This is a genomic window from Phenylobacterium sp. (genome assembly GCF_041920015.1).
GTDB lineage: Bacteria > Pseudomonadota > Alphaproteobacteria > Caulobacterales > Caulobacteraceae > Phenylobacterium.
The window spans coordinates 19,315-31,825 of the sequence record NZ_JAYRST010000019.1 but is presented as its reverse complement, the minus strand read 5'-3'; the positions used below and the strand labels follow the sequence as shown (position 1 = coordinate 31,825).

The 12,511-nt window shown below is 67.8% G+C and carries 13 protein-coding genes; 5 read left to right on the top strand and 8 right to left on the bottom strand.

The features are described 5' to 3' along the window. Positions 1-124: 124 nt before the first annotated feature. Positions 125-511, top strand: coding sequence for a DUF3597 family protein (locus tag ACE3TL_RS06240; RefSeq protein WP_374577861.1), 387 nt, complete (start codon positions 125-127; stop codon positions 509-511). Between the two features lie 65 nt (positions 512-576). Here ACE3TL_RS06240 and ACE3TL_RS06235 read toward each other — a convergent pair whose 3' ends face one another. Continuing rightward, positions 577-744: a hypothetical protein gene (locus ACE3TL_RS06235; RefSeq protein WP_374577860.1), complete on the bottom strand. Its 168-nt coding sequence runs from the start codon at positions 742-744 to the stop codon at positions 577-579. A gap of 325 nt (positions 745-1,069) precedes the next feature. Between ACE3TL_RS06235 and ACE3TL_RS06230 the strand changes: the two genes are divergently transcribed. The 3 genes from ACE3TL_RS06230 to ACE3TL_RS06220 are packed head-to-tail and all read left to right on the top strand — an operon-like array spanning position 1,070 to position 5,723. After that, complete coding sequence (locus ACE3TL_RS06230; RefSeq protein ID WP_374577859.1) at positions 1,070-2,848, top strand: FAD-dependent oxidoreductase; 1,779 nt, start codon at positions 1,070-1,072, stop codon at positions 2,846-2,848. After that, positions 2,845-4,671, top strand: coding sequence for a 2-oxoacid:acceptor oxidoreductase subunit alpha (locus ACE3TL_RS06225; protein ID WP_374577858.1), 1,827 nt, complete (start codon positions 2,845-2,847; stop codon positions 4,669-4,671). The genes ACE3TL_RS06230 and ACE3TL_RS06225 overlap by 4 nt, the downstream gene beginning before the upstream one ends. Beyond that, positions 4,668-5,723, top strand: coding sequence for a 2-oxoacid:ferredoxin oxidoreductase subunit beta (locus tag ACE3TL_RS06220; protein ID WP_374577857.1), 1,056 nt, complete (start codon positions 4,668-4,670; stop codon positions 5,721-5,723). The genes ACE3TL_RS06225 and ACE3TL_RS06220 overlap by 4 nt, the downstream gene beginning before the upstream one ends. A gap of 1 nt (position 5,724) precedes the next feature. On the opposite strand, the gene ACE3TL_RS06215 is transcribed toward ACE3TL_RS06220, so the two are convergent. Both ACE3TL_RS06215 and ACE3TL_RS06210 read right to left on the bottom strand, forming a co-directional pair. Then, positions 5,725-5,850, bottom strand: a complete 126-nt coding sequence (locus tag ACE3TL_RS06215; RefSeq protein WP_374577856.1) for a hypothetical protein — start codon at positions 5,848-5,850, stop codon at positions 5,725-5,727. A 263-nt stretch (positions 5,851-6,113) separates the two neighbouring features. Further along, positions 6,114-7,511 carry a short-chain fatty acyl-CoA regulator family protein gene (locus ACE3TL_RS06210; protein ID WP_374577855.1) on the bottom strand — a complete coding sequence of 466 codons (1,398 nt, stop codon included), beginning with the start codon at positions 7,509-7,511 and terminating at the stop codon, positions 6,114-6,116. Positions 7,512-7,636: 125 nt separating this feature from the next. On the opposite strand from ACE3TL_RS06210, the gene ACE3TL_RS06205 reads away from it, so the two are divergent. Then, positions 7,637-8,122 (top strand): MerR family transcriptional regulator, encoded by a 486-nt coding sequence (locus ACE3TL_RS06205; protein ID WP_374577854.1) that lies wholly within the window; start codon positions 7,637-7,639, stop codon positions 8,120-8,122. A gap of 3 nt (positions 8,123-8,125) precedes the next feature. On the opposite strand, the gene ACE3TL_RS06200 is transcribed toward ACE3TL_RS06205, so the two are convergent. The 5 genes from ACE3TL_RS06200 to ACE3TL_RS06180 all read right to left on the bottom strand — a co-directional run bounded on the left by ACE3TL_RS06200 (position 8,126) and on the right by ACE3TL_RS06180 (position 12,445). Beyond that, positions 8,126-8,869, bottom strand: a complete 744-nt coding sequence (locus ACE3TL_RS06200) for an SDR family NAD(P)-dependent oxidoreductase (protein WP_374577853.1) — start codon at positions 8,867-8,869, stop codon at positions 8,126-8,128. A gap of 20 nt (positions 8,870-8,889) precedes the next feature. Next, complete coding sequence (locus tag ACE3TL_RS06195) at positions 8,890-9,504, bottom strand: 2-hydroxychromene-2-carboxylate isomerase (RefSeq protein WP_374577852.1); 615 nt, start codon at positions 9,502-9,504, stop codon at positions 8,890-8,892. A 95-nt stretch (positions 9,505-9,599) separates the two neighbouring features. After that, complete coding sequence (locus tag ACE3TL_RS06190; protein ID WP_374577851.1) at positions 9,600-10,091, bottom strand: winged helix-turn-helix transcriptional regulator; 492 nt, start codon at positions 10,089-10,091, stop codon at positions 9,600-9,602. Between the two features lie 69 nt (positions 10,092-10,160). Continuing rightward, positions 10,161-10,712: a gluconate 2-dehydrogenase subunit 3 family protein gene (locus ACE3TL_RS06185; RefSeq protein ID WP_374577850.1), complete on the bottom strand. Its 552-nt coding sequence runs from the start codon at positions 10,710-10,712 to the stop codon at positions 10,161-10,163. Beyond that, complete coding sequence (locus ACE3TL_RS06180; protein ID WP_374577849.1) at positions 10,712-12,445, bottom strand: GMC oxidoreductase; 1,734 nt, start codon at positions 12,443-12,445, stop codon at positions 10,712-10,714. The genes ACE3TL_RS06185 and ACE3TL_RS06180 overlap by 1 nt, the downstream gene beginning before the upstream one ends. Positions 12,446-12,511: the final 66 nt, after the last annotated feature.

Below are 12,511 nucleotides of genomic sequence, written 5' to 3'. Positions count from 1 at the left end.
CGGCGGCCGCCAGCCGCGGGCTCGCCGACAGGGCCGCAACCGCATTCGTAAACCTTTGCAACCGCGGGAACTCACGCCCAAGCTGAGCCTTCTAGCAACGCCAGCCATCATGGAGACAAGGCGCATGGGCATCTTCAGCTCGATCATGAACAAGATCCTACACAAGAAGCCGGCGGAAACGCCGGCCGCGACGCCTGCTGCGCCCGCCGCCGCCGCGCCGGCCCCGGCGGCCGCGCCCGCCCCTGCGCCCGAGCCGGTGGACGTCGAGGCGGTGCTGACCCAGATCGCCGCGATGAAGGGCGGCGGCGGCAACTGGCGCACCTCGATCGTCGACCTGCTCAAGCTGCTGGACCTGGATTCCAGCCTGGACGCGCGTAAGGAACTGGCCGGGGAACTGGGCGTGAACGCCGGCCCGCACGGCAGCGCCGAACAGAACATCGCGCTCATCAAGGCGGTGTGGGGCGCGCTGGAAAAGAACGGCGGCGTGGTGCCCGCCAGCCTGCGCGACTAAGGGCCTGAACCCCGCGCGGCCACCGCGGCGCGGGGTTTCACTGCGGATCGCGGATTGCAGCGCGCCTAGAGCGCGCGGGCGAGCCTGAGGTTCTCGCTGTGCTCGGCCGCTGCACGCCGGGCGTTGATCTCCGACGACCGGGCGTCGATCACTTCCTCGGCGAGGACGTCGATCAGCGTCTCGAGGGCCTGGGCCTCATCGAACGGGGACGCGACTTCGAATGGATTGGGCATCGGCGCATCTCCCTGGCTGGCGCGGGCGAAGTGTTAAGCAGCGCTTAATCGGAGGCCAAGCCCCCCACGCAGCGCAAACCGGGGTTTTCGCTGGAGATCACAGCGAGTTGAGCGCACGGACCGTCAGGAAATTTTGCGCTGCAGCAAGTTTTCGACGGCCTTGTTGCGACTAATTCTCAGCCATTCTTTTTGCAAGAAAGGTATTGGCTGACGCTCCGATAGCACCCTACGATCCCCTAGAACGCTGCGTCGCGGCAGACGAGTCTGTTTTCACTGACTTTCGTCTTGCACCCGCGGGAGAACGGCGTCGTGGAAGGAAACGATTGTGCAGCGCACGAGTACCGAGGGGCCTGACTACTTTCACAAGGTCGTCGATTGCCAGTGGGCCTGTCCGGCCCACACGCCCGTACCCGAATACATCCGGCTGATCGCCGAGGGACGCTACACCGACGCCTATATGGTCAACTGGAAATCCAACGTCTTTCCCGGGATTCTCGGGCGGACGTGCGACCGCCCCTGCGAGCCGGCCTGCCGGCGCGGGCGGGTCGAGGAGGAGCCGGTCGCCATCTGTCGCCTGAAGCGGGTGGCCGCCGACAACAAGGACGACATCTCCAATCGGTTGCCGGCGCCGGTCGCGGTGTCGAACGGCAAGCGCATCGCGCTGGTCGGGGCCGGGCCGGCCTCGTTGACCGTAGCGCGCGACCTCGCCCCGCTCGGCTACGAGCTGACCCTGTTCGACGGCGAGGCCAAGTCCGGCGGCATGATCCGCAGCCAGATCCCCCGCTTCCGCCTGCCCGAGGAGGTGATCGACGAGGAGGTCGGCTACATCACCAGCCTGGGGATGGAGCTTCACCTGGGCCAGCGTATCGACAGCCTGCGAGCGCTGTTGGACGAGGGCTATGACGCGGTGTTCGTCGGATCGGGCGCGCCGCGCGGGCGCGACCTCGACGTGCCCGGCCGCCAGGAAGGCGCGGCCAATATCCATATCGGCATCGACTGGCTTTCCAACGTCTCGTTCGGCCATATCGACAGGATCGGCCGCCGGGTGATCGTGCTGGGCGGCGGCAATACGGCCATGGACTGCTGCCGCACCGCCCGCCGCCTGGGCGGGGCCGACGTGAAGGTGATCGTCCGCTCCGGCTTCGAGGAGATGAAGGCCAGCCCCTGGGAGAAGGAAGACGCGATCCACGAGGACATTCCGATCCTCAACTACCTGGTCCCCAAGGCCTTCACCCACGAGAACGGCAGGCTGACCGGCGTCACCTTCGAGAAGGTGCGGCCCGAATACGATGCGCGCGGCCGCCGCAAGCTGGTCTCCTCCGGCGAGCCGGACGAGCATTACGAATGCGACGACGTGCTGGTGGCCGTGGGCCAGGAGAACGCCTTTCCCTGGATCGAGCGCGACCTGGGCCTGGCCTTCGACGAATGGGACATGCCCAAGGTCGATCCGGTCACCTTCCAGTCGACGGCCGGCAAGGTGTTCTTCGGCGGCGACGCCGCCTTCGGCCCCAAGAACATCATCTGGGCGGTGGCGCAGGGCCACGAGGCGGCGATCTCCATCGACCTGTTCTGCAAGGGCGAGGACCTGACCGAACGGCCGGCGCCGGCGACCAGCCTGGTCAGCCAGAAGATGGGCATCCACGAGTGGAGCTATGACAACGCCCCGGCCAACGACCTGCGCTTCAAGGTTCCGATGCGCGAGAAGGACCAGGCACTGAAGGACGTGCGGCTGGAGGTCGAGCTCGGCTTCGACCGCGAGATCGCCTATCGCGAGACCCAGCGCTGCCTGAACTGCGACGTGCAGACGGTGTTCACCGAGGCCGCCTGCATCGAGTGCGACGCCTGCGTCGACATCTGCCCGACCGATTGCATCACCTTCACCGCGAACGGCGAGGAGGAAGACCTGCGCGGACGGCTGAAGGCCCCTGCCCTCAACCTCGACCAGGACATCCTCGTCTCGGGCGAACTGCCCACCGGGCGGGTGATGGTGAAGGACGAGGATGTCTGCCTGCATTGCGGCCTCTGCGCCGAGCGCTGTCCGACCGGCGCCTGGGACATGCAGAAGTTCCTGCTGGAAATGACCCATGCGGGGGGATGCCGATGAGCGGCGCGATCGACGCGACCAACGACTTCGTCGTCAAGTTCGCGAACGTCAACGGATCGGGCTCTGCCAGCGCCAACGGCATGTTCGCCAAGTCGATCCTGCGGATGGGCGTGCCGGTGGCGGCCCGCAACATCTTCCCGTCCAACATCCAGGGCCTGCCGACCTGGTTCGAGGTGCGGATCACCGAGGCTGGCCACCTGGGCCGGCGCGGCGGGGTGGACCTGATGGTCGCCATGAACCCGCAGACCTGGGACCGCGACATCGCCGAGATCGAGCCCGGCGGCTATCTCTTCTACGATTCCACCAAGCCGCTGCCGGCCTCGAAGTTCCGCGACGACATCACCGTGGTCGGGGTGCCGCTGACGGCGATGTGCAATGCAGCCTACCAGATCCCGCGCGAGCGGCAGCTCTTCAAGAACATCATCTATGTGGGGGCGCTGGCCGCCCTGCTGGACATCGAGATCGGGGTGATCGAGCAACTGCTGGCCGAGCAGTTCGCCGGCAAGGACCGGCTGATCACGGCCAATGTCGCGGCCCTGCACATGGGCCGCGACTATGTGGCCGAGCACCTGGAGCCGCTGAAGCTGAAGGTGCGCCGGGCCGACAAGGTCGGAGAGCGCATCTTCGTCGAGGGCAATTCCGCCGCCGCCCTGGGCGCGGTCTATGGCGGGGCCAGCGTCTGCGCCTGGTATCCGATCACGCCCTCGACCTCGCTGGCCGAGGCCTTCGCCGACTATTGCCACAAGCTGCGGATCGATCCGGCGAGCGGCAAGGCGCGCTACGCCATCGTCCAGGCCGAGGACGAGATCGCCTCCATCGGCGTGGTGGTCGGGGCCGGCTGGAACGGAGCGCGGGCCTTCACCGCTACCTCAGGGCCGGGCGTGTCGCTGATGACCGAGTTCATCGGCCTCTCCTATTTCGCCGAGATCCCCGCGGTGATCTTCGACGTGCAGCGCGGCGGCCCCTCGACCGGCATGCCGACCCGCACGCAGCAGGCCGACCTGCTGGCCGCGGCCTATGCCGGCCACGGCGACACCAAGCATCCGCTGCTGCTGCCGGCCGATCCAGGCGAATGCTTCGAGATGGGGGCTCAGGCCTTCGACCTCGCCGACCGGCTGCAGACCACGATCTTCGTCATGCTCGACCTCGACATCGGCATGAACGAATGGCTGACCGAGCCCTTCGCCTGGGACGATGCGCGCCAGCTCGACCGCGGCAAGGTGATGACCTTCGAGGATCTTGAGGCCGGACGCGACTTCGGCCGCTATCTGGAGGTCGACGGCGACGGCATCCCCTTCCGCACCTATCCGGGCACGCACCCGACGCGGGGCGGCTATTTCACCCGCGGCACCTCGCGCAACCCTTATGCTCGCTACAGCGAGGAAGGGAGCGTCTATGTCGGCAACATGGAGCGGCTGCTGCGCAAGTTCGACACCGCGCGCAGCCTGGTCCCCGGCCCAATCACACGCAACGCCGCTCGGCGGACACGCGAGGGGGTGATCTATTTCGGCTCCTCCACGCCGGCTGTGCACGAGGCGCTGGAGACGCTGGAGGCCCGCGGCCTGCACCTCGACGGCCTGCGCGTGCGCGGCTTCCCCTTCGCCCAGGAGATCTACGACTTCGTCGAGGCCCACGACCGGGTGTTCGTGATCGAACAGAACCGCGACGGCCAGCTTCGCACCCTGCTGATCAACGAGGGCGAGATCGACCCGTCGCGGCTGACCGCCGTGCTGCACTACGACGGCACGCCGATCACCGCCCGCTTCATCGCCGGCGCCGTGCAGGACCTGATGGCCGGCCGCCTGCCGGAGGCCGCCGAATGACCTACATCACCAAGCCGCAACTGCATCACCCGCAGCTCAGGACCAACGCCCTGGGCTATACGCGCCGCGACTACGAGGGCTCGGTCTCGACCCTCTGCGCCGGGTGCGGACACGACTCGATCTCGGCCTCGATCATCCAGGCCTGCTACGAACTGGACCTGCCGCCGCACCGGATCGCCAAGCTGTCGGGCATCGGCTGTTCCTCGAAGACGCCGGACTACTTCCTCGGCAACTCCCACGGCTTCAACACCGTGCATGGGCGCATGCCCTCGGTGCTGACCGGGGCGAACCTCGCCAACCGCGACCTGATCTATCTGGGCGTGTCGGGGGACGGCGACAGCGCCTCCATCGGGCTCGGGCAGTTCGCCCACTCGATCCGCCGCGGCGTCAACATGCTCTACATCGTCGAGAACAACGGCGTGTACGGCCTGACCAAGGGCCAGTTCTCGGCCACCTCCGACAAGGGCTCCAAGTCGAAGAAGGGCGTCATCAACCACGACGCCGGCATCGATCTGGTCAGCCTGGCCCTGCAGATGGGCGCGACCTTCGTGGCCCGCTCGTTCTCCGGCGACAAGGCCCAACTCGTGCCGCTGATCAAGGCGGCTTTGTCGCATAAGGGCGCGGCCTTCATCGACTGCATCAGCCCCTGCGTGCAGTTCAACAACCACGCGGGATCGACCAAGTCCTACGACTATGTGCGCGAGCACAACGAGGCGGTGAACAGCATGGACCTGATCCCCGCGCGCGAGACGATCACGGTCGACTACGCACCTGGAGAGACGGTTCCGGTCGCCCAACACGACGGCTCCATCCTGCACCTGCACAAGCTGGCCGAGCATTACGACCCGTCCGACCGGGTCGGGGCCATGGCCTATCTGCAGGCGCGTCAGGCGTTGGGAGAGATCGTCACCGGCCTGCTGTTCCTCGATCCCCAGGCGCGGGACCTGCACGAGAACCTCGGCACGGTGGACGCGCCGCTCAACTCGCTGGGATCGCGCGAACTGACGCCCGGCGCCGCGGCGCTGGCGGCGATCAACGCCTCGCTGAGATAAGCTACCCCTCGCCCACTGGACGCGGGCTCCAGAGCGCCGGCGCCGAGGCCGGAACGCCGCGTCCAGCCAGTCGGCCGCTGATCGCCCAGACCAGGAGCGTGAGGACCAGGGAGACGTAGCCGTCCACGGCGTCCTAAGATCGTCAAAAATCGCGAATAATCGATATTGGCCTATGCTTAATCTGTTCCTTGATGGACCATGGCAAGGCGAGCACCAGAGTAGAGACACCGCCTGACGAGCCTTGTGATGGAGACGTCGTCGCCGACAAGGAACGCAAGGCGGCGCGGCCGGCGCCCACGGCCGATGCAGAACCCGATCGTCAGTGAATCCGAGCCACCCGATCGGCAGCCGCCGGCTTTCAGATCCTGAGCCGGCGGCGTTCTGCCTCCCCTATCCCGACCGGCCAAGCTGAAACGGCACGATGGCCCGTTCGTCGCCAGGCACGACCAGGCGGCGGTCGACGGGCGGAAAGGCGCGCTGGGAACAGTCGTCACGCTCGCAGATCCGGCAACTGACGCCGATCCGCGCGGGCGGAGCCTTCAGGTCGAGGCCGGCCGAATAGACCATCTCCTGGGCGTGCTCGAGCTCGCAGCCGAAGCCCAGGACATAGCGGCGCACCGGCGCCAGATAGCCGCCGGACCGCTTGGCGATGCCGCGGGCGACGCAGAGGTATCTGGCCCCGTCCGGCATTTCGGCGACCTGGACCACGTAGCGATCGGGCGCGCCGGCCGCGTCGTGCACGTTCCAGAGTGGGCAGGTGCCGCCGAAGCGCGCGAACCGGAACCGGGTGGCGCTATGGCGCTTGGTGATGTTCCCGGCATGATCCATCCGCACGAAGTAGATCGGCACGCCGCGCTCGCCCGGCCGCTGGAGGTTGCTGAGGCGGTGGCACACCTGCTCCAAGCTGACCTCGAACAGGCGGGCCAGTTCGTCGACGTCGTGGCGATGGGCCCGAGCTGCAGCGGCGAAGCGCCGATAGGGCATGAGGAAAGCCCCGGCCGCATAGTTGCCGAGCCCGATCCGGCAGATGTCCAGCGCCTCGCGACTTTTCAGACCCGACACCGCCAGCTCTTGTTCGATCAGGTCCGCCAGCCGGGTCGAGACCAGGTGGAAGGCCGTCTGGAAACGGCGGGTCTCCTCGGGCAGGGCCGAGTTGAGCCAGAGCGTGCGGGCCCCGGCGTCGTAGCGGCGCATCACCTCGCCCAGGTCGGCCAGCCGCACCGCGGCGCCGAGCGCGGCCTCCATGGGGGCGCCAGCGGATTCCTGGGCCAGCGCTTCGGCCGCCGCGTCCAGTTCGTGGATGTAGTTGTCCTTGTAGTGGAAGAAGTCGCGCACTTCCTCGTAGGGCAGCAGGGAGCTTGCGGCCGCCGCCTCGTCCAGGGCCACCGCCTCCTCGGTCTGACGCAGGCGCTCGTCCAGCCGGCGATAGGCGCGATGCAGGTCGAGATAGCGGTGGGCCAGGGCCGGCGCCTGGAGGGCGGCGGCGCGCAGCTCCGACATCCCCACCGGAGAATCGCGGCCGCCGAAGTCGGCCAGGGCTTCGCGCAGATCGGCGACCAGGCGATCGTCGTCCGCCGCATCGAGCGCGGCGGCGGAGACCTCGAAGGCGTCCGTCAGGGCGACCAGCACCCGCGAGGTGACCGGCCGCTGATTGGATTCGATCTGCGAGAGATAGCTGATCGAGACGCCCAGCCGGCGGGCGCAGACGTCCAGAGTCCAGCCCTTTGCTTCACGCAGGCTACGGACCTTGGGGCCGACAAACAGCTTCTGGATTCTTCGCAATTTCACAAATTCCGCCGCGTCAGGCGCGAAGATTTGGCACGAATTCAGGCCATTCCCAAGGTTTTTGCACAGATTGGCGTCGCCGGCTGGAGTACGAAGAGTCCATCCATCAACTCAGTTTCGCAAATCTGATGACCAGCCTATCGGAAGACGCCGGGCTCCGGCGGTTGCGGCTCGTGCCACGCAGCGGCTCCTACGCTTCGCTCGGCGCGGCGATGCGCGAGTTTGGCCTGACCGCCCGCGCCCTGCGCTATTACGAGGAAGTCGGCCTGATCGAGGCCGACCGCGACCGGCTCAACTGCCGCCGCTATGACGAACGGGCCATGGAGCGCCTGCGCCTGATCGCCCAGTTCCGCCGCGCGGGCCTGGACGTGCGCGACATCCGCCTGATCCTCGAACGCCGCGAGCAGGCGGGCGGCGAGACCTATGTGGACTGCGCCGTCGCGCGGCTGGAAGAGCGTCTCGCCGTCATCGAGGCCGAGCGCCGCCAGATCGAAGAAGCCCTGGCCCTGCTGGGCGAGCGGCGGACCGAACAGGCGCCCGCCGAGGCGCCGCCACGCACGGCCGCGGCGATCCTGCGCCAGTCGCGGCCAGGGCGGCAGGCGGCCGCGCGCTGAGCCCTACCAGCTCTCGCTCCAGGGCCGCAGGTCCAGTTCGTGCGTCCAGGCCGAGCGCCGCTGGCGATGAAGGTCGAGATAGGTCTGGGCGATGTCGGCCGGCTTGAGCACGCGATCCTCGGCCAGCCGCCGCTCAAGGTCCGGGATGTTCTGACGCGAGAAGACGCCGTCGATGCCGCGGACGCAGATCCGGGGGGCCACGGGGATGCCCTGCGCCCCCCGCGCGCGCGCCAGGCTCGGGGCCTGGGCGCGCAAGCCCGCCTTGGCCGCGGCGAAGGCGGCGAAGCCGTCGCGGCCGCGCAGGCTGGCCGTCGCGCCGGTGAAGAGGATGGTTCCACGCCCGCGCGGGACCATCGCCTTGGCCGCCTCGCGCCCGGCCAGGAAGCCAGCGAAACAGGCCATTTCCCAGACCTTGCTGAACACCCGCGCCGTCGTCTCCTCGATGCCGAAGCGCACGTTCGCGCCGATATTGAAGACCACGACCTCCAGCGGGCCGATGTCGCGCTCGATCTCGGCGAACAGTGCGACCGTCTCCTCCTCCGAGCGGGCGTCGACCCCGCGGATGTGGACGATCCCGCCCTCGGCGCGGATGCCGGCGGCCAGCGACTCCAGTTGATCGAGATTGCGCGCGCGCCGGGTGACGACCGTCTCGTTGCCGTCGAGGGCGAAGGCCCTGGCGATGGCCCCGCCCACGCCGTCGCCGGCGCCGATGACCAGGCATGCGCCCTTGGATGGCTTGTCGCTCATGAGATTCTCCGATCCCGGCTTCAGGCCGCCTTGGCCTGGCGAAGGATTTCGTCCTCGACGGCGCCCAGGCGATCCTTGCCGAAGAAGAGTTCGCTTCCGACCAGGAAGCTCGGCGCGCCGAACACGCCGGCCTCCACCGCCGCCTCGGTATTGGCGACCAGACGCGCCTTGACCTCGTCGCTGGCGCTCGCCGCCAGCAGGTCTTCGACCGGCAGGCCGCCGTCGGCCAGGGCCTGACGCATCACCTGCGGGTCGTCCATCTTCAGGCCCCGCTCCCACATGTCGGCGAAGACCTGCGCTACATAGGCGTCAAACACACCGAGCGCCTGGGCCGCCACCGCGCCTCGCATGATCTGCAACGTGTTGACCGGGAAATGCGGGTTCATGCGGAACGCCGTCAGGCCATGCCGCGCGACGAAGCGGCGCGTCTCCAGGCTCTCATAGGCCAGCTTGTTGCGGATGCCGGCGAAGGCCAGGGCCGGCGACTGGTTGCCGGTCAGCTTGAACACCCCGCCCAGCAGGATCGGCGCATAGTCGAAGCGCACGCCGGTCCGCGCCTCGATCTGCGGGATCACCTTATGGCTGAGATAGGCGTTCGGGCTGCCGAAATCGAACAGGAACTTCACCTCGGGCATGGCGCCCTCCCCTTTATCGGCGCGCCGCGCCTATCAGTTCTATTTTTGAACTTAATACCCGCATTTGCGCCGTGGCAAGCCGGCTCAGGCATGTTTCAGGCGGAGCGTTCGTCGCCCGGCGGCAGATGGTGGGGATCGACTCCGCCCGGCCCGACCAGGACCTGCACCTGGCGGGGCGTCACCTCCTCGCGGCATTCGGAGCAGACCATCACCGGGTCGAACTGGCATCCGCACGACAGGTGACGATGAAGGACCGGAGGCCCCGCCTCGCCGGCCAGATGCGCATCGCCCCAGTGGACCATCGCCATGATGACGGGATGCAGCGCCAGGCCCTTGTCGGTCAGGCGGTATTCGTAGCGAACGGGGCGTTGCTGATAGGCGACCTTGGCCAGGACGCGGTTGCGGGTCAGCTTCTCCAGGCGGTCGGCCAGGATGGCGCGCGACACTCCAAGCCGGACCTGGAAATCCTCGAACCTCCGCACTTTCAAAAAGCAGTCACGCAGGATCAGCAGCGTCCAGCGGTCGCCGATCACCCCGACCGTGCGGGCCAGCGAGCAGGCCTCGCCTTCAAGTTCGTTCCAGCGCATGGCGGCCTCCCGCAAAGGAAGGTTCCAAATTTGAATGCAGCCGCCCCTGCGTCAATCCCGCAACCTGCGTCAGGTCGCCCAGGCGCGCCCGATCTCCGACAGCGGGATGCAGGCGCGATAGGCGCCGGGCACCGGATCGTAGCGCAGGGCGAGGGTCGCCCCCGGCTCGGAGGTGAAGTACCCGATGGTGACCAGTTCCTTCAGAGACTTGAAGAAGTGCGGCTGGCCCCAGGCCGCCTTGGCTTCCTTGTCGTAGGCGGCCAGTTGCTCAGTCTGCTGCTGGGCGCTGAGGGCGACGAAGGGGACGCCGTGGGCTGCGCGGGCGTCGGCGTCCATCCGCGCCAGGCCGTTCCGCAGGAGGTCGCCCTGCTTCTGATCGCACCAGCCGGCCAGCGTCCGGTCGATGAACTGCGGCACGCCCGCCTGGCGCGCGCCAGGCGTATCGGTCGCCGGCACGATCAGCTCGGCCACCACGTCCACCAGCCGGGCCTGGTCGGGCGTCAGGGCCTGGGGCGTCCAGGAGAGCGGCGGCATGGCCGCGGCGACCGGGCCGGCGAACCCGGCGGAGGCGACGCCCAAGGTGAGCGCCAGACCGCGGATCGCATCTCGTCTGCTCAGCATCACAGATCGCCCTTCTTCTTAGCCTGGACGGCGTGATCGACGGCGCGCGCAGTCAGCGCCATATAGGTCAGCGAGGGGTTCACGCAGGAAGCCGAGGTCATGGCCGCCCCGTCGGTGACATAGACGTTCTTGCACTCATGCACCTGGTTGTGGGCGTTGAGCACCGAGGTCTTCGGATCGCGGCCCATGCGCGCGGTCCCCATCTCGTGAATGCCGAGGCCCGGCGCATAGCCGAGGTCCGCTCCTTGGACATTCTTGAAGCCAGCGGCCTCCAGCATCTCGACCGCGGCGGCCATCATGTCCTTGCGCATGGCCTTTTCGTTTTCGCGGATCGTCACCTTGGCCGAGAGCGTCGGCAGGCCGTGCTTGTCCTTGCGGTCGTGGTCGAGGGTGACGCGATTGTCCTCATAGGGAAGGATCTCGCCAAAGGCGCCCAGTTGCATGACCCAGGGCCCCGGCTGGCTGAGTTCGGCCTTGCGCGCCGCGCCGAACCCCTCGCCGGTCAGGTCGCGGTCCCAGCCGGGCCGCCCGCCGCCGCCCTGATAGCCGAAGCCGCGGATGTAATCCTTCCGCGCGGTGGCCGCATCGCCGAGGTTGCGGAAGCGCGGGACGTAGATGCCGTTCGGCCGGCGGCCGGAATAGTACTTGTCGGAGAACTCGTCGACCACGGCGCGGGCGCCGACGCGGAAGTGGTGGTCCATGACGTTGCGGCCGAGCTGGTCGCTGCCGTTGCCGAAGCCGTTGGGGAACCGCGAGCTGGTGGAGTTCAGCATGATCCAGGCGGTGTTCAGGGCCGAGGCGCAGAGGAACACCACCTCGGCGTAGAACTCTTCCTCCTGGCCGGTCTCGCTGTCGAGGATGCGCACCCCGGCCGCCTTGCCGGCCTTCTCATCGTAGATCAGCGAGGTGACGATGGCGTTGGGCCGCATGCGCAGGTTGCCGGTGCGCTCGGCCGCCACCAGGGTCGCGGAGTTCGAGCTGAAATAGCCGCCGAACGGACAGCCGCGCATGCACATGTTGCGGTACTGGCACTTGGTCCGCCCCAGGCTGAGCTGCTCCTCGGTCGGCTCGGTGAGGTGGGCGGTGCGCCCGATGGTGATGCGCCGCTCGGGAAAGCGGGACTCGATGCGGGTCTTGAAGGCCTTTTCGACGCAGTTCATCTCCATCGGCGGCTGGAACTGGCCGTCCGGCAGATGCGCCAGCCCCTCGTTCTGGCCCGAGACGCCGACGAAGCGCTCCACATAGTCGTACCAGGGGGCGAGATCGGCGTAGCGGATGGGCCAGTCGACTCCGACGCCGTCGCGGGCGTTGGCCTCGAAGTCCATCGGGCTATGGCGATAGCTCTGGCGTCCCCAGGTCAGCGACCGCCCGCCGACCTGATAGCTGCGGATCCAGTCGAAAGGGGCTTCCTCGGTGTAGGGGTTCTCATCGTCCCGCACGAAGAAGTGCTTGGTGAGTTCGGTGACCGTGTAGCCGGTGCGGCTCTGGACCGGGTAGCGGCTCTTCAGCTCGTCGGCCGGCAGCTTGCCTTGCGGATACTGCGCCTGCCACGGGTCCATGACGGCGGTCGGATAGTCCTCGAGGTGGCGCACCATTGGGCCGCGTTCGAGGACGAGGGTCTTCAGGCCCTTCTGCGTAAGTTCCTTGGCGGCCCACCCGCCGCTGATGCCGCTGCCGACGACGATGGCGTCATAGGTGTTTTCCTGGCGCGCACGACCATTGAGATTGGCCATGTTCCCCCCTCGTCCAGGTCCGGCGGTTCATCCGCCAGACGGTCTTGTTCGACGATGCGTCGCAGT

Coding starts and splice junctions, on each gene's coding strand:
- ACE3TL_RS06205 (WP_374577854.1), top strand. CDS start 7,637: ATGACCAGCCTATCGGAAGACGCCGGGCTCCGGCGGTTGCGGCTCGTG.
- ACE3TL_RS06195 (WP_374577852.1), bottom strand. CDS start 9,504: ATGCCCGAGGTGAAGTTCCTGTTCGATTTCGGCAGCCCGAACGCCTAT.
- ACE3TL_RS06185 (WP_374577850.1), bottom strand. CDS start 10,712: ATGCTGAGCAGACGAGATGCGATCCGCGGTCTGGCGCTCACCTTGGGC.
- ACE3TL_RS06190 (WP_374577851.1), bottom strand. CDS start 10,091: ATGCGCTGGAACGAACTTGAAGGCGAGGCCTGCTCGCTGGCCCGCACG.
- ACE3TL_RS06220 (WP_374577857.1), top strand. CDS start 4,668: ATGACCTACATCACCAAGCCGCAACTGCATCACCCGCAGCTCAGGACC.
- ACE3TL_RS06240 (WP_374577861.1), top strand. CDS start 125: ATGGGCATCTTCAGCTCGATCATGAACAAGATCCTACACAAGAAGCCG.
- ACE3TL_RS06225 (WP_374577858.1), top strand. CDS start 2,845: ATGAGCGGCGCGATCGACGCGACCAACGACTTCGTCGTCAAGTTCGCG.
- ACE3TL_RS06235 (WP_374577860.1), bottom strand. CDS start 744: ATGCCCAATCCATTCGAAGTCGCGTCCCCGTTCGATGAGGCCCAGGCC.
- ACE3TL_RS06200 (WP_374577853.1), bottom strand. CDS start 8,869: ATGAGCGACAAGCCATCCAAGGGCGCATGCCTGGTCATCGGCGCCGGC.
- ACE3TL_RS06180 (WP_374577849.1), bottom strand. CDS start 12,445: ATGGCCAATCTCAATGGTCGTGCGCGCCAGGAAAACACCTATGACGCC.